15 protein-coding genes are annotated in these 15,747 nt (G+C 71.8%); 5 read left to right on the plus strand and 10 right to left on the minus strand.

What is annotated here, in order from left to right; all coding sequences use genetic code 11:
- Positions 1 to 5 precede the first annotated feature (5 nt).
- From ACEXOR_RS12270 to ACEXOR_RS12305, 8 genes are all read right to left on the minus strand, one after another.
- Positions 6 to 596: a pyridoxamine 5'-phosphate oxidase family protein gene (locus tag ACEXOR_RS12270; RefSeq protein WP_374849937.1), complete on the minus strand. Its 591-nt coding sequence runs from the start codon at positions 594 to 596 to the stop codon at positions 6 to 8.
- Positions 593 to 1,423, minus strand: coding sequence for a creatininase family protein (locus tag ACEXOR_RS12275; RefSeq protein ID WP_374849938.1), 831 nt, complete (start codon positions 1,421 to 1,423; stop codon positions 593 to 595). The genes ACEXOR_RS12270 and ACEXOR_RS12275 overlap by 4 nt, the downstream gene beginning before the upstream one ends.
- The gene (locus tag ACEXOR_RS12280; protein ID WP_374849939.1) at positions 1,420 to 2,757 is read right to left on the minus strand and encodes an FAD-binding oxidoreductase; all 1,338 of its coding nucleotides are present in this window, start codon (positions 2,755 to 2,757) and stop codon (positions 1,420 to 1,422) included. The genes ACEXOR_RS12275 and ACEXOR_RS12280 overlap by 4 nt, the downstream gene beginning before the upstream one ends.
- A 62-nt stretch (positions 2,758 to 2,819) precedes the next feature.
- On the minus strand, positions 2,820 to 3,629 hold the full coding sequence (locus ACEXOR_RS12285; RefSeq protein ID WP_374849941.1) for an SDR family NAD(P)-dependent oxidoreductase: 810 nt from the start codon (positions 3,627 to 3,629) through the stop codon (positions 2,820 to 2,822).
- A 2-nt stretch (positions 3,630 to 3,631) separates the two neighbouring features.
- Entirely contained in the window at positions 3,632 to 4,807 is a 1,176-nt protein-coding gene (locus ACEXOR_RS12290) for a substrate-binding domain-containing protein (protein WP_374849942.1), read from the minus strand.
- A gap of 87 nt (positions 4,808 to 4,894) precedes the next feature.
- Positions 4,895 to 5,743 carry an ABC transporter permease gene (locus ACEXOR_RS12295; RefSeq protein ID WP_374849944.1) on the minus strand — a complete coding sequence of 283 codons (849 nt, stop codon included), beginning with the start codon at positions 5,741 to 5,743 and terminating at the stop codon, positions 4,895 to 4,897.
- Positions 5,743 to 6,516, minus strand: coding sequence for an ABC transporter ATP-binding protein (locus ACEXOR_RS12300; protein ID WP_374849945.1), 774 nt, complete (start codon positions 6,514 to 6,516; stop codon positions 5,743 to 5,745). Before ACEXOR_RS12300 ends, ACEXOR_RS12295 begins: the two co-directional genes overlap by 1 nt.
- A gap of 8 nt (positions 6,517 to 6,524) precedes the next feature.
- The gene (locus tag ACEXOR_RS12305) at positions 6,525 to 7,874 is read right to left on the minus strand and encodes an amidohydrolase family protein (RefSeq protein ID WP_374849947.1); all 1,350 of its coding nucleotides are present in this window, start codon (positions 7,872 to 7,874) and stop codon (positions 6,525 to 6,527) included.
- Positions 7,875 to 8,002: 128 nt separating this feature from the next.
- Here ACEXOR_RS12305 and ACEXOR_RS12310 point away from each other — a divergent pair, with 128 nt between their 5' ends.
- Together ACEXOR_RS12310 and ACEXOR_RS12315 are read left to right on the plus strand one after the other, a co-directional pair.
- The gene (locus ACEXOR_RS12310; protein ID WP_374849948.1) at positions 8,003 to 8,662 is read left to right on the plus strand and encodes a helix-turn-helix domain-containing protein; all 660 of its coding nucleotides are present in this window, start codon (positions 8,003 to 8,005) and stop codon (positions 8,660 to 8,662) included.
- A complete protein-coding gene (locus ACEXOR_RS12315; protein ID WP_374849949.1) occupies positions 8,659 to 9,630 on the plus strand; it encodes a PDR/VanB family oxidoreductase in 972 nt (323 codons plus the stop codon). Before ACEXOR_RS12310 ends, ACEXOR_RS12315 begins: the two co-directional genes overlap by 4 nt.
- A gap of 25 nt (positions 9,631 to 9,655) precedes the next feature.
- Here the strand turns inward: ACEXOR_RS12315 and ACEXOR_RS12320 are convergent, their stop codons facing one another.
- Positions 9,656 to 11,068 (minus strand): amidohydrolase family protein, encoded by a 1,413-nt coding sequence (locus ACEXOR_RS12320; RefSeq protein WP_374849950.1) that lies wholly within the window; start codon positions 11,066 to 11,068, stop codon positions 9,656 to 9,658.
- A 70-nt stretch (positions 11,069 to 11,138) separates the two neighbouring features.
- On the opposite strand from ACEXOR_RS12320, the gene ACEXOR_RS12325 reads away from it, so the two are divergent.
- Positions 11,139 to 12,332, plus strand: coding sequence for an XdhC family protein (locus ACEXOR_RS12325; RefSeq protein ID WP_374849952.1), 1,194 nt, complete (start codon positions 11,139 to 11,141; stop codon positions 12,330 to 12,332).
- Entirely contained in the window at positions 12,329 to 13,777 is a 1,449-nt protein-coding gene (locus ACEXOR_RS12330; RefSeq protein WP_374849953.1) for an 8-oxoguanine deaminase, read from the plus strand. Before ACEXOR_RS12325 ends, ACEXOR_RS12330 begins: the two co-directional genes overlap by 4 nt.
- 120 nt (positions 13,778 to 13,897) lie before the next feature.
- Here the strand turns inward: ACEXOR_RS12330 and ACEXOR_RS12335 are convergent, their stop codons facing one another.
- The gene (locus tag ACEXOR_RS12335) at positions 13,898 to 14,623 is read right to left on the minus strand and encodes a LysE/ArgO family amino acid transporter (RefSeq protein ID WP_374849955.1); all 726 of its coding nucleotides are present in this window, start codon (positions 14,621 to 14,623) and stop codon (positions 13,898 to 13,900) included.
- 72 nt (positions 14,624 to 14,695) lie between these two features.
- On the opposite strand from ACEXOR_RS12335, the gene ACEXOR_RS12340 reads away from it, so the two are divergent.
- On the plus strand, positions 14,696 to 15,571 hold the full coding sequence (locus ACEXOR_RS12340; RefSeq protein WP_374849956.1) for a LysR family transcriptional regulator ArgP: 876 nt from the start codon (positions 14,696 to 14,698) through the stop codon (positions 15,569 to 15,571).
- Positions 15,572 to 15,747: the final 176 nt, after the last annotated feature.

Here is a 15,747-nt window from a genome sequence, read left to right on the forward strand (position 1 = left end):
AACGGTCACCCCGCGAGGTGGGTGGCGTCCCAGCCCGTGGGGGTGCGGCGGTACTCGGTGCGGCGGCTCGCCGTGTCGGGCGAGCCCTCCCAGAACGTCAGTCGCACGGGGCGCACCACGAAGCCCGTCCAGGTGGGCGGGGGCGTGAGTGTCGGATGCGCGTCGGTGAACTCGGCCCACTCGGCCAGGCGCTGCGACTCCGGCAGGGCCGCGAACCGGGCCGTGTTGAGCCAGGAGAGCTGCTGCAGGTAGCGCGAGCGGTGCTGGTAGGCCCAGGACTGCTCGTCGGGCGAGGTGCGGGTGGCGTCGCCCTGCACCACGAGCTGCCGGCCCGGGAACACCAGCGTGAGCGCCGCCCGGGGGTTCGCGGTGAGGTCGGCGACCTTGCGCGATCGCGAGTCGGTGTGGAAGTAGAGGCCGGCGGAGTCGTACTCCGACAGGAGCACGGAGCGGGCGTCGGGATACCCCGACGACGACACGGTGCTGAGCGTCATGAGGGGCCGCACGGGGTCGTCGTTGGCCGGCAGCCAGGCGGCGAGCAGGTCGTCGGGCGCGGCGGCGGGGGCCGGCACCGGGTCGAGCGCGGAGCCGGTCATGACGAGGCCGTGACGGAGTCCGCTGCCGGGGCCGTCACCACGGCCGGCGTCGCCCCCGCCGCGTCGAACCGCGCGATCTCGGCGAAGGCCGCGACCGAGTCGCTCACCGCCGCCTCGAACAACTGGGCCCCGTACTCGGCCGTGGCGCCCGTCGGATCGCCCAGCGTGCCGTTGGTGGAGAAGTCGTTCGACAGCCAGCCGAAGGTGACCCGCTTCTTGAATCCGATGTGCTCGTACTCGGCGAGGTGCTCGGGCACGCTCCGCTCGGCCACCGACAGATCGACGAGCTCGGGCCGCAGGTGCAGCACGAGAGAGGTCTCCGAGTGCCCGGCGTGGATGCCGAGCCCCAGCTCCTCTGGCCCGTCGTGGGCGCCGGCGGGCACCGTCGCGCCCATCAGGAACGTCTGCAGCCCGAACCGCCGCCGCAGCTCGCGGCACGCCACCTGCAGCAGGGCGAGGTTTCCGCCGTGCCCGTTGAAGAACACGAGCTTGCGGGCCGGGGTGGCGGCGATGGAGTTGCCGAGCTCCACCACGGTCTGCATCAGCGTGTCCCAGCTGATCCACATCGTGCCGGGCGCCCAGTGGTGCTCGTCGCTCTTGGTGTAGGCCAGCGTCGGCAGCACCCACACGTCGAGCCCGTCGGCGGCGGCCCGGTCGACCGAGGCGTTGGCCACGGCGTCGGCGATGAGGAAGTCGGTCATCAACGGCAGATGCGGCCCGTGGAACTCGATGGCGCCGGTGGGCAGCACGATCACCGAGTCCTCCGATAGGGCGGCCTCGGCGGCCGTGCCGGAGAGCTCAACGAGGCGACGGGTCCGGATGCTCATGAGCGCTTCTCCGGGCCGAGCAGCGCGCCCTCGGGGGGCAGCTTCCCGGGGTTGAGCAGCCCCTCGGGGTCGGTCTCCGCGGCCAGCGCGCGCACCCGGTCGACCTTGTGGTCGACGTACCACTGGTGCGGCGAGTGGTACCCCACGTCGATGGCGAGCAGCCGCTCGTACCCCTGGTACACGGCCTCGGGGCTGATGTAGGGGGCGGCGAGCATGCCGATCGGGTGGTCGCGCTGCGCCTCGATGTGCAGCATGGCTCCGGGGTACACCTGGTGCACCTCCTCGAGGCGCTCCACCAGCGCGGCTCCCGACACCTCCACGTGGAAGTAGGGCTCATCGGTGCTCTTCTGCAGCCACTCGATGGGGTGGTTGTACGACAGCATCGAGATCTTCACCGTGGCCTGGGGGCCCTCGCGCACCTCCTCGACCCGGCCGCCCGCGCCCTCGACGAGAACCCGGGCCGCATCCACGCTGGCCGTGTCGAGGATGGCACGAAGGGATGCGCGGTCGCGCGGGATGGCGGGGTCGGCGGGCAGCGCGTTGGCGATGGTGGGCAGGTCGGCCGAGACGAGGCGCGGCGTGGGCTCGAGCCAGCCGATCTGCCGGATGACGCTCGTGGCCTGCTCGAAGGTGGGGAAGCTCGCGTAGAAGCCCACCCACTCCTGCATCGGCTCGAGCGCGATGGTGGCGCGGGCGATGATGCCCGCGGTGCCGTAGGTGTGCACGTAGGGCTGCGCGTCGGCTCCCTCGACGTGCACGAGCTCGGCGGTGGGCGAGGCGTGCACCACGTCGAGCGCCACCACGTACTCGCCGCTCATGTTCGAGCCGTGCTTGATCGACCCGGTGCCGCCGGAGCCGCCCGAGAGGAAGCCGCCGATGGTCGACTGCGCCGTCGACGGGTACATCAGGATCTGCTGACCGGTCTCGCGGGCCGCCTGCTCGATGGCCACCATGGTGGCACCGGCCTCGGCGGTCAGCTTCCCGTGCTCCACCGAGACGATGGCGCGGGCCTTCGACACGTCGAGCACCAGGCCGCCCTCGAGCGGGATGGCCTGGCCGTAGTTGCCCGTGCCCTTGCCGCGCGGGGTCACCGCGACGCCGTGGCGCACGGCGGCCGCCACCACCTCGGCGATCTGCTCGGCGCTGGTGGGGAACGCGACGAGGTCGGCGAGCCCCAGCGGCAGCTGCGCGGCGAGGATGGGCGACATCTTCGCGCCGTCGACGGACGCCTTCTCGCGTCCGCGCAGCTCGGTGCTGACACCGCGCTCGCCGAGCAGCGCGGTGAGCTCGGCGGCGAGGGCCGCGATCTGATCGGGGGAGGGTGACGCGGTCATGGTGGTCCTTCGGTGCGAGGAGCGGTGGAACAGGGAGAGAGGGGAGAAGGGTGGCGGGCCGGTCAGTGCATGACCATGCCGCCGGTGACGTTCAGGGCCTGCCCGGTCATGTACGCGGCATCGTCGGAGGCGAGGAAGGCGGCGACGCCGGCCACGTCAGACGGTTCGCCGAGCCGGCCGAGCGGCGAGTAGGTCGACCACTCGGCCACGTCCTCCGCGGTGCGGGTGGCGGCTCCCATGTCGGTGAGCACGTAGCCCGGGCAGAGGCAGTTGGCGGTGATCCCGGATGGCCCGAGCTCCAGCGCGGTCACCCGGGTGAGGGCGATCACGGCCGCCTTCGACGCAGCGTAGTGCGCCTGGCCCGAGCCGCCGGTCTTGCCGGCCATGCTCGCCAGGTTGATGATGGTGCCGCGCGGGCCGCGCGCATCCGGAGCCGGGGGAGGCGCCGCGAGCATGGCGCGCGCCGCGAGCTGCGTGGTGATGAGCATCGCGGTGGTGTTGATGGCGAAGGTGGTCTCCCACTCCTCGACGGTGATGTCCAGCAGCGGCGAGAAGCGGAGGATGCCCGCGTTGTTCACGAGCACGTCGAGGCCGGAGAGCTTGTCGACGGCCTCGGCCATCGTCTCGGCCGTGCCCGCCTGATCGGTGAGGTCGACCGGGAGGAAGTGGCAGCCGATCTGCTGTGCGAAGGCGCTGCCCTGCTCGGCGAGCCGGTCGAGCACGACGACCTCGGCGCCCTCGGCGGTGAAGCGGCGGGCGATCTCGGCGCCGATGCCGCGCGCCCCGCCCGTGACCACGGCGCGCTTGCCGACGAGGCGGCCGGAGCCGACTCGGGCGGCAGGCGGCGTCGCGGTCACGGGTGGGAGCGACATGGTTACTTCAGGCCGATCGAGGTGTCGATGTACTCGTTCGTGTACAGGTCGTCGACCTTCAGGCCGTCAGCCGGGGTGGAACCGATCTTCTCGAGGATCGGCACCGCCTTGTCGAAGAACGACGACATGCGGTCGGGGTCGAGGTCGCCGATGGTGTCGTTCGAGCCGTTGGAGACGAGGCCGAGGTCGATCATCTGCTTCACCGAGAAGTCGGCCACGCCCTGCGAGTACACCCAGCCGGTGTCGAACTGCTTCACCAGGTCGAGGATGAGCGTGTTCACGGGTGCCGGGTCGGCGAAGTAGTCGACCTCGGCCTGCTGCAGCACAGGCACCAGGGCCTTCAGGCAGTCGGCGTTCGCCTCGAGGTCACCCGTGCGGGTGGCCATGACCGACTGGTAGTAGTCCCAGCCGGTGTCGTTGATGAGCTGGAAGTCGACCGGCTTCATCCAGTCGGCGACCTCGTTCTCGTAGATGTAGGGCTCGGCCGAGGCGAAGCCCTGCTGCGCGGCCTTGCCCTGGTCGGCGACGAAGTTCGCCGGAGTGCCGTCGTAGCTGCCGTCGGCCTGGGCCTCGGGAACCTGGCCGGACTCCTTCAGGTACTCCATGTAGGTGGAGTCGGCGAAGTAGCGCACGACGGCACCCTTGCTGGTGACGTCCTTGATGCTCTTCGCGTCGGGGTAGGTGGCCGGGTCCCACATGATCATCAGCGGGCTCTTCTCCAGGGGCGCGAACACGGCCGTGGTGGGGAAGTCGGCCGAGTTGGCGATCTGCTCGTCGCTCGAGACGTAACCGAGCATGATGTCGGGGTCCTGGTACATGATCGAGGTCACGGTCTGGAAGCCGATCGCCGGCCCGCCGGAGCGCACCTCGACGTTGACGCCCGTGTACTCGCCCTTGCTGTAGAGCGGGCCGCTGACGCTCTTGTTGCTCGCGTCGACCACCGGGTCGGGGCCGAGCAGCTGGTAGAGGTGGCCGTGCTCGGCCTCGGGGTTCCAGTCGGTCTGCAGCACGACCGTGGCCGGGCAGCCGGCGGCGGCGAGGTCGACCGAACCGATCTCGGCGTCGGATGCGGCGGTCGACTCGGTGCTGGAGGCTCCGCTCGAGCAGGCGGCGAGGGCGACGGCGGTCGCCGCGACCAGTCCGGTCGTGAGCACGAGCCGGGTTCGGGATCTGCGCATTTCATCTCCTAGTGGGTGGTGCGGAATGTGAGTGGTGCAGGTGCGGTGGTGCGTCTTGGGGGAGGTGCGGTGGTGCGGGACGGAGGTCTAGTTGGCCGAGAAGTCGTACCAGCGGCCGACGGCGCGCTTTCCGACCCAGCCGAACAGCGCGAAGATCGCGACTCCGAGCAGGGCGGCGACGAAGATCGTCGCGAACAGCTCGGCCGACCGCAGTCGCGCCGTGTAGGTGCTGAGCAGCGAGCCGAGACCGGGTTCGCCGCGGCGGAAGAAGAAGTCGCCCACGATCGCGCCGACCACGGCCAGACCGGCCGAGATGCGCATCCCGGCGAAGATCGCGGGGAGGGCGGCGGGGAACTCGAGCTTGGTCAGCACGGTCCAGCGGTTGGCCCGCTGCAGCTGGAAGAGCTCGCGCTGGCCGGGGTCGACCGACTGCAGGCCGAACAGGGTGTTCGAGACCATCGGGAACAGGGCGATCATCACGCACACGATGATGCGGGCGGGGTACTCGAACCCGAACCAGAAGCCGATCAGCGGCACGAGCGCGAGAATCGGGATGCACTGCAGCACCACCGCGTACGGGTAGAGCGAGCGTTCCACCCACTTGGCCTGGCTCATCGCGATGGCCCAGACGATGCCGATCACCATGGCGATCGCGAGGCCCACCAGCGCCACGAGAGTCGTGCGCCCGAGCGCCACCATGATCTCGCCGAAGGTCTCCGGGTCGAAGAACGCGGCCACGACCTCGTGCGGTGGAGGCATCAGGAAGCGGCGCTTCTCGTCGAGCACGACGTAGGTGATGGCGTACCAGACACCGATGAGGGCGAGGAAGACCAGCACCGGCGGCAGCCAGGTCATGGTGGCCGACTTCGACTTCTTGACGGTGGCCGGCCGCATCAGCGTGCGGTTCTTCGGCGGTGCCGGAGGCGTGGTGGTCATCAGTGGTGGCCCTCTCGGAGTGCGTGGGAGACCTTGCCGCAGAGCTCGGCGAACTCCGCGGTGAAGCGGATCTCGGGGTCGCGGGGGAAGGGGAACTCCACGGGGAAGGTGTCGACGATCTTGCCGGGGCGACCCGACATCACCACCACCTTCGTGGAGAGGTACACGGCCTCCGAGACGGAGTGGGTGATGAACAGACCGGCGAACTGCTGCTCGGTGAAGAGCTTGATCAGCTCGTCGTTCAGCCGCTCGCGGGTGATCTCGTCGAGCGCGCCGAACGGCTCGTCGAAGAGGAACAGCTCGGGGTCGAGGGTGAGCGACCGGGCGAGGCTCGTGCGCATCTTCATGCCGCCCGAGAGCGTGCGCGGCAGGTGCTTCTCGAAGCCCGACAGGCCCACGAGGTCGATGGCCTGCTTGGCCGTGGCCTTGCGCTTGGCCTTCGGAACCCCGTTCAGCTCGGCGAGGAGTTCGACGTTGGACTGCACGTCGCGCCAGGGCAGCAGGGTCGCGTCCTGGAAGACGTAGCCGATGCGGCTGGTGTCGACCTGGGTGGTGCCCTCGGTGGCGGGGGTGAGTCCGGAGGCGATGCGCAGCAAGGTCGACTTGCCGCAGCCGGAGGGACCGACCACGGTGACGAATTCACCGCGGTTCACCGTCAGGTCGACGCCCTGCAGGGCGGTGGTGCCGTTCGGGAACGTCATGGCGACGTCCTCGAAGTGCAGCAGCTGGCCGGTGGTGGTGGCGGGCGCGGTGGGTGGGGGTGCGATGGACATGGTGCTTCTCACCTCGTTTCGTACTGGGGGTCGGGGGTCTGGATGGCGGTTCGGAGGCCGGCGGCTTCGGCGGAGTCGGCTGACTCGAGGTGGTCGACGGTGATCGGGGCGATGCTCCGCCTCACCTCGCTCTGGGCCACGAGACGGCCCGCGTGCACGACGTACCGGTCGGCGGAGGCGTTCGCGATCGCATCCGACAGGTTCTCGGCGCGCACCGCGAGCAGCTCGGCCTTCAGCCCCGGAGCGATGCCGGCCGCCGGCAGGCTCATCACCGAGCGGGCTCCGGTGCTCACCGCGGCGTAGGCCTCGTCGAGCGTGAGGTGGCCGGCGGTGACGAGCAGCGAGGCGGTCTCGAGCGCGTCGCTGCGGCCGACCGGGTTGAACGGGTCGCGCACGTTGTCGGCGCCGGCGCCGAGCCGCACGCCGGCATCCAGTAGGGCGCGCACCGCGGTGAGTCCGCGCGGGGTGGCGACCGGATGCTCCCAGCCCTGCAGATAGAGGTTGGTGATCGGGAGGGTCACGATGCCGACATCCGCCGCCAGGATGCCCTCGATCAGCGTGCCGAGCTCGACCGGTTCGAGGGTGCCGAGTCGCACGCAGTGCCCGGCGGTGACCGGTCGGTCGGCCGGCCAGTCGCGAACCACCTCGGTGAGCGTGCCCATGGTGACCGGGCCGCCGAGGCTCTCGTCGGTGTGCATGTCGACGCCCACCCCGCGGGTCTCGGCGATGGCGAGCAGCCGGCGCAGGTCGGCGTCGGGGTCGTCGGCCAGGTGCGGGGCGCCGCCCACGAGGTCGACGCCGAGGTCGATGGCCTCGTTCACCTGCTCGTCGGTGGCGTGCGGGCCGGCGAGGGCCACGAGTTCGAGGTCGACCAGCCCGGCGAGCTCGTCGCGCACCCGGGCGAGGGCGCGCACTCCGCGCATCGGGTCGGCTCCGCCGTCGGCCGAGAGCAGGTCGACGTGGCACCGGATGGCGGTCGTGCCGTTCTGCAGCATCGTGAGGGCCTGCCGCCTCGCCCGGTCGGCGATCGACTCCGTGGTCATCGTGGCGGCGTAGCGCTTCCAGGACTCGATGGCCAGCACGAGGTCGCCCATGGGGGGCTCGATCAGGTCCCAGGAGAGGGCCTTGTCGAGGTGGGCGTGCGGTTCGGCCGGGGCGGGCAGCAGGAGGAAGCCGGTGAGGTCGAGGATCGCGTCGGCGCCGGTGTCCGGGTCAGCAGCGGGGTGCGCCTCCGGCCCGTCCTCGGTGGCCGCGACCACGCTCACGACCGTGTCGCCGTCGAGCTCCACGTGCACCACGCGGCCGTCGGCGAGAGTCGCGTTGCGGAGGCTTACGAGGCGGCGGGGGAGAACGGTCATCGTGCAGGTCCTCCCGGGTCGGATGTTGATGGCTTCAACACGGGCCACGCTACGGATGGCTCGTTTCCGGCGTGTAACGCAAGCATTTCCGAATGTTAATTGGGCCGACGCACGATTTCGCTACTGCGGTGGTTGATGGTTACTGTCTCTGTGACCGCCCGTCATCCGCCCGGGCCGATCGGAAGGACACCGCCATCTCCACCGGAAGCGTCGTGCTCGACGAGCAGACCGTGCGCCTGGGCGCACGCATCCGTTCGTTCCGGCTGGCGCGCGGGCTGACGCTCGTGGAACTGGCGCGGCTGGCCGACCTGTCGCATCCGTTTCTCTCGCAGCTCGAACGCGGTCAGGCCCGGCCCTCGATGGTGTCGCTGGAACGCATCGCACGGGCCCTGGGGTCGAGCCAGATCGAGCTCATCGCGGCCGCGACCGACGATCTCGTGCCCTCGAGCGGCACCGCGCGGGTGTCGCTCGTGCGCTCGATGGAGGGTCCGCAGGGCCCGTTCGGCGGCGGCGAGGCGCGCATCCTGGTGCACGGCGACGTGCCGTTCGTGCCGATGGAGTTCCGCGGGTCGAACGTGTCGCCGGGGGAGTTCTACACGCACGAGGAGGACGAGTTCCTGCACGTGGTGAGCGGCCGGGTGCTGGTCGACCTCGGTGACGAGGGCTCGTTCGAGCTCGAGGCGGGCGACTCCATCCACTACGCGGGAGGCACCCTGCATCGCTGGTGCTCGCTCTCCGAGGGCGAGTACCACCTGTTCATCGTGAAGGAGCGGAGGGCCGGCGGATGAGCGGGCTGACCGAGATCGACGCCGTGGTGGCCGAGGTGCGCCCGATCGCCACCGACGTGCGGCTGCTCACGCTGCGGGCGGCCGACGGCGGCGACCTGCCGGCCTGGCAGCCGGGCGCGCACATCGACGTGGAGGTGCAGCCGGGCGTCGAGCGGCAGTACTCGCTCTGCGGCGACCCGGCCGACCGCAGCCGCTACCAGGTGGCGGTGCTGCGCGAACCGGGCGGCCGCGGCGGCTCAGAGCACCTGCACGCCCACGTGGCCGAGGGCGACCGGATCCGCGTGCGCGGGCCGCTGAACCACTTCGCGCTGAAGCCGGTGGTTCCTGGCGGGTCGTACTCGTTCGTGGCCGGTGGCATCGGCATCACCCCGCTGCTGCCGATGCTGCGAGCGGCGTCGGCCGCCGGCATCCCGTTCACCCTCGCCTACGCCGGCCGCTCGCTGGAGCGCATGCCGTTCGTCGACGAACTCGTGGCCGACTACGGTGACCGGGTGTCGGTGTACACCTCAGAGGCCGGGCACCGGCTCGACCTCACGACGCTGTCGGGAGGCTCCGCCGAGGCGCCCGTTGCCGTGTACTGCTGCGGCCCCGCCCGGATGCTCGTCGAGCTCGAGCAGGTCGCCCGCGACGCCGCCTGGCCGGCCGACACGCTGCACCTGGAGCGCTTCGAGGCCCGCGAGGTCACCGAACCGGTGCGGCAGGAGTCGTTCGAGGTGGAGCTGGAGCTCTCGGGCATGACGCTGGAGGTGCCGCCCGACCGCTCGATCCTCGACGTGGTGGAGGAGGCCGGCGTGCTGGTGCTCTCGTCGTGCCGCGAGGGCACCTGCGGCACCTGCGAGACGCCCGTGGTGTCGGGCGAGGTCGATCACCGCGACTCTGTGCTCACCCCGTCGGAGCAGGAGGCGAACGAGGTCATGATGATCTGCGTGTCACGGGCGGCGTGCCCTCGGCTGGTGCTGGAGCTCTGACGACCCGGATGCCGGGGTTCCGGGGTCACTGGGCCGCTTGCCGGGTGGCGAGCAGTTGGGACACCTCGGCGGCGATGGCGTGCTCGTCGTGACCCACCAGGCGGTAGTCGCGCACCACCACCCGGCCGCCCACCACGACGTGACGCGGGCGACGGCCCGGGTTGGTCCAGAGCAGGCCCGCCACCGGGTCGGCGACACCCGCGTCGGCCACGCCCGAGACGTCCCAGACGCACAGATCCGCGGCGGCGCCCGGGCGCAGGTGGCCGAGCTCGGGGCGCCCGAGTCCGGTGGCCGATCCCTCGGTGGCCATCGCGAGCACGGTGCGCGCGTCGACCGGAGGCCCCACCAAGGGAGCGACCTGCATGGCCAGCCGGGCATCCGCCAGCAGGTGGCCGGCGTCGTTGCTGCCGCCGCCGCTGGTGCCGAGGCCCACGGTGATGCCGGCTGCGGCGAGGGCGGCCACCGGCGCGATGCCCCAGCCCATCGGCAGATCGCAGCCGGGGGCATGGGTGGCGGTGACTCCGCGATCGGCGAGCAGGGCGATCTCGGCCTCGGTGACGGCGCACAGGTGCGCCACGGTGACGTCATCCGCCAGCCAGCCCCACTCCTCGAGCAGCTGGAGCGGGCGCTTGCCGTACTTCTCCAGGGCGATCACGACGTCGACCTGCTCGTTGGCCTGGGTTCGACGCCGGAGGCCGTGCTTGGCGGCCACCTCGCCGAGCAGGCGGAAGGTGGCCTCGCCGTCGCTGTGCACGCCGGCCGGGCCCACCGCGACCTGGAGGAAGCCGTCGGGCGTAACGTCGCGGCGGGCGGATTTGTCGGCGGATGCCGTGCCGGTGCCGGTGAGGGTGCCGGTGCCGGATTCGGTGACGGTGTCGCCGAGCAGGGCCGTGGCGATGGCGTCGGCCGAGGCCGCAGCGCGCTCGGGGTCGTCGCGCGCCGAGCCGCGCACGAAGGCGAGGCGGCCGCCGAGACGTCGCGCCGCATCGGCCGTGGCGCGCGCGATCTCCACCGTGCCGGCGAGGTCGGCGTCGGCGGGCCAGTTGAGGTGGTGGTCGGCGATGGTGGTCACCCCGCTCAGCAGGCCCTCGGCCACCCCCGCCCTGGCCGCTGTCGAGGCCGTCTCGGGATCGATGCCGATCTCGGCATATGCCGCGGCCATCGTGGGCAGCCACACGTGCATCGGTACGCCCCGGGTGCCGGGCAGGGTGCGGAAGATCGTCTGCAGCAGGTGGTGATGCGCGTTCACGAGGCCGGGCGTGACGATGCAGCCGGCGGCGTCGAGGGTCTCCACGGGTTCGGTGGCCGGTCCGTCGACTCCGGATGTCGCGGGGCGCGCCGGCACCGTGACTCCCACCTCGAAGCGGCGGGCGTCATCGCCCTTGAGCTCGGTGGCGGCGTCGACCACGATCCGTCGGGCATCGGTGATGATCAGCATGCGGAATTTCTAACAGAGTCATGTGTCAGGCTGATGACGCCGGCCGTTCTGTCGAGGGGGGAATGAGGGCATGCTCGAACTCGCATCATCACTGCTGGACGCGCTCGCCGCCGGCCGCAGCCTGGCGGTCGCCACCGTCATCGAGGTCGACGGCAGTGCGCCGCGGGCGCTCGGCACGTCGATGGCGGTCGACGACGAGGGTCGCGTGATGGGCAGCATCTCAGGCGGATGCGTGGAGGGCGCCGTCTACGACGCCTGCGTGCGGGTGCTGCAGAATGCCGAGCCCGAGACGGCTTCGTTCGGGTTCACCGACGATGACGCCTTCGCCGTCGGGCTCTCCTGCGGCGGGCGGCTGACCGTGTTCGTGCAGACGGTGGCGCTCACGGATGCCGGGCTCGTGCGTGAACTCGAGCGGGCGCGCGACGGGCGCGCCGCCGGTGTGGCGCTGGTTCTGGGCGGTGCGGGCGGTTCTGGTGCCGTGGAGGTGGTGACGGCCGGGTCGCCGGTCGCCTCGGGGCTTCCGACCTCCGCACGGTCTCTGGCGTCGGACGCCCCGTCCGTCTCGCCGACGGGAGACCGGCTCGATCGTGTCAGAGCGGAGTTGCTCGCCGGCATCCGGAGCGGGCGTTCTGAGCGCCGAACGGTCGAGTGCGCGGGCGTGCTCGAGCAGACGGTGCTGCTGGTGAGCGCACCGCCCGCGCGCCTGATCGTGTTCGGCGCGGTCGACTTCTCGGTGGCCCTCTCGAACGCGGCGGCGCTGCTCGGCTACCGCGTGACGGTGTGCGATGCGCGGCCCGTGTTCGCGACGCCGGAGCGCTTTCCGGCGGCCGAGGTGGTGAACCGCTGGCCCACCGACTACCTGCGCGAGACCGAGGTCGACGAGCGCACGGTGCTGTGCATCCTCACCCACGACGACAAGTTCGACGTGCCCCTGATCGAGACGGCGCTCGCGCTCGACGTGGCCTACGTGGGCGCGATGGGGTCGCGGGTCACCCACGAGCGACGCCTCGCCGCACTGCGGGAGCGGGGGCTCGACGACGCGGCTCTGGGGGCGCTGCACTCGCCGATCGGCCTCGATCTCGGGGCGTCGTCGCCCGAGGAGACGGCTGTGTCGATCCTCGCCGAGGTGATCGCGGCGCGCACGGGGGCGAGCGGCCGGGAGCTGCGGCGCATGGCGGGGGCGATCCATCGCGTCGGCGGGGAGCCCGAGTCCGGACGGATCGTTCAGGGTGCCCTCGGATCGCTCGCGGGGAGCCGGGCGTGACCGTGCCCACGGGAGCCGCCGGCGCTGCTGCCGTGTCTGGATCCGCGGGCGTCGCTGTGCCGTCGCCCACCGTCGGCGCGGCGAGGACCGTGATCGAGAACGCCTACGTCGCCACCGTCGACGCGCTGGACACCGAGCACCGCTCGGGCCACGTGGTGATCGAGGGCACCGACATCGTGGCCGTGGGCGCCGGACCCGCGCCGGCCGCGTGGCTGTCCGGCGCATCCGTCACCCGCGTCGACGCCACGGGACACCTGCTCACCCCCGGGCTCGTGAACACCCACCATCACCTCTACCAGTGGCTCACCCGCGGCATCGCCCAGGACTCGATCCTGTTCGACTGGCTCACGGCGCTGTACCCCATCTGGTCGCGCATCACCGCCGACACGGTCGGTGCGGGAGCGCTCGGCGGCATCGCCGTGGGGGCGCTCTCGGGTTGCACCACGATGGCCGATCACCACTATGTGTTCCCGCGCGGCGGCGGCGACATCCTGGGCTCGATCGTCGACGCGGCCTCGACCGTGGGGGTGCGGCTGCACGCCACCCGCGGATCGATGGATCTCGGCGCCTCGCAGGGCGGACTGCCGCCCGACTTCGCCGTCGAGACCACGGCATCGGCGCTTCAGGCCAGCGCCGATGCCGTCGCCCGATTCCACGATCCGTCACGCTCGGCCCTGGTGCGCATCGCGATCGCGCCGTGCTCGCCGTTCTCGGTGACGGCCGAGCTGCTGCGCGAGGCGGCCGTGCTCGCCCGCAGTCTGCCGGGGTCGGTGCGGCTGCACACCCACGGATCGGAGACCGTGGAGGAGGACGCCTTCTGCCTCGAGCGCTTCGGACGCACCCCCACCCAGTACCTCGACGACCTCGGCTGGCTCGGTGACGACGTGTGGATGGCGCACTGCGTGCACCTCGACGAACCCGCCATCGCGCGCTTCGCAGCCACCGGAACCGGGGTCGCCCACTGCCCCTCCTCGAACGCCCGGCTCGCCGCGGGCATCGCCCCGATTCCCCAGTTGCTCGCGGCCGGGGTGCCCGTGGGCCTCGGTGTCGACGGAGCGGCCTCGAACGAGTCGGGGCAGCTCGGCACCGAGATCCGGATGTCGGTGCTGGTGAACCGGTTGCGCGGCGGGGCGACGGCGATGACCGGCCGCGACGCCCTGCGGGTGGCCACCCTGGGCGGTGCCCGGGTGCTCGGCCGCGACAGGGAGATCGGCTCGATCGAGGTGGGCAAGCTGGCCGACCTCGCACTCTGGAAGGTCGACGGCGTCGCGCACGCGGGGATCGTGGACCCGGTGGCGGCGCTCACCCTGGGATCGCAGCCGCCGTTGGCGCTGCTGCTCGTGAATGGCCGGGAGGTGGTGCGCGACGGGGAGCTGACCCGGGTCGACGAACGGGATGTCGCGCGGCGCGTCTCGGGGGCGGTCTCGGCACTGTTGGGGGAGTGAGCGCGCGATTCGAGGGGCCCGGACGGGCCGAGTCGGACGGGCCGAGTCGGGCTGGGCGCGGCGCGTCAGCGCGCCTCGTGGCGCGTCGGTGCGCCTCGGTGCCCGTCGGTGCGCGTCGGCTCAGAGGCCGATCAGCAGGGTCACGGCGATCGCGATCATCACGGCTGCGATCACTCCGTCGAGCACCCGCCACGCCATCGGGCGGGCGAACACCGGCTGCAGCAGCCGCGCCCCGTAGCCGAGGGCGGTGAACCACAGCACGCTGCCGAGGGCTGCGCCGGCGCCGAAGATCCACCGCGAGTCGCCGTGCGAGTTGGCCACCGAGCCGAGCAGCACCACCGTGTCGAGGTAGACGTGCGGGTTCAGCCAGGTCAGGGCGAGGCACGTCGTGACGGCCGCCGTGAGGGATCCGGCGAGGCGGGCGCCACGTGGGCCGTGGGAGGTGCCGGGGCTGCTCGGGGCGTCGGGGCTGCTCTCGGCAGCGGGAATGTGCGGGGTGCCGGGGCTGCTCGCGGTGCCGGGTTCTGGCGCCGACGCGACCAGAGCGCCCGGCCGGATCGCCCGCCGCGCGGCGAGCGCGCCGTACACGACGAGGAAGGCCGCACCCCCGATCCGCGCCACCGTCATCAGCACCGGCGCCTGCTGGAACACCGCCCCCAGGCCCCCGATGCCGAGCGCGATCAGCACGATGTCGGAGATCGCGCACACCGCGACCACCGCTCCCACGTGACGGCGCAGCAGCCCCTGACGCAGAACGAAGGCGTTCTGGGCGCCGATGGCGACGATCAACGACAGACCGAAGCCGAGGCCGGCGAACACGGCGAGAGGGTCGACGGATGCGGTCATGACTTCGACCCTAGACAGCACGCGAGCATCGGCCCAGCTAATGATTCTCACGGTGCATTAGCATCGCTAATCATGATCCTCGACCCGGCCCACCTTCAAGCGCTCCGCGCCGCCGTCGACGAGGGCACCTTCGACGCGGCTGCCCGGGCGCTGTCGGTCACGCCGTCGGCTGTCAGCCAGCGCATCAAGGCTCTGGAGACCGACGTGGGGCGGGTGCTGCTCAAGCGCAGCCGGCCGGTGCGGCCCACGGAGTCCGGCCGCTCGGTGCTGCGCCTCGCGCGACAGTTGGAGGCGTTGTCGGCCGACGTCGCCGGAGAGCTGGGCGCCGAGGGTCTCGTGCGCATGCCGTTGGCGGTGAACGCGGATTCGCTGGCCACCTGGTTGCTGCCCGCCCTGGCGCCGCTCGCGGGCGAGCTGGCGTTCGAGTTCCTGCGCGAAGACGAGGGCCACACCACCGAGCTGCTGCGTGACGGCGCCGTGATGGCCGCCGTCACCGCCGAGGCCGTGCCGGTGCAGGGGTGCTCGTCGACGCTGCTCGGAGCCATGCGGTACCGGCCGCACGCGAGCGAGTCCTTCGCCCGCACCTGGTTCCCGGGCTCCGGTTCCGACCGTTCCGAGGGCTTCGCCACAGCACCGGTGGTGGTGTTCGACCGGCGCGACGAGCTGCAGCACCGCTTCTTGCGCTCACTCCCCGGCGGCGAGCGGTTCGATCCGCCTCGGCAATACGTTCCGGCTTCGGGGGAGTTCGTCGAGGCGGTGCGGTCGGGGTACGGCTGGGGCATGGTTCCCGACCTCCAGCGCACCCCCGACCTGGTCGAGCTGGCACCGGGCGAGGGCATCGACGTGCCGCTGTTCTGGCAGCAGTGGCAACTGCGCACCAGCGCCCTCGACCGAGTCGCCGCAGCAATCGGCGCGGCCGCCTCGACGGCACTCCGCCGGCCAGCCTGACGTCGCCGCAGCAATCGGCGCGGCCGCCTCGACGGCACTCCGCCCGCCAGTCTGACGTCGCCGCACGGGGGCCAGCACCCGTCGGGACTTCGGCGTGGGCGCTGACGCACGGATCCCGCCGTCCTGGCCCACAGGCAGCGCGGACGTCGCGAAACGTGCGCGGACACCCGTGCGTT

This window comes from Herbiconiux liangxiaofengii, assembly GCF_041927335.1.
GTDB lineage: Bacteria > Actinomycetota > Actinomycetes > Actinomycetales > Microbacteriaceae > Herbiconiux > Herbiconiux liangxiaofengii.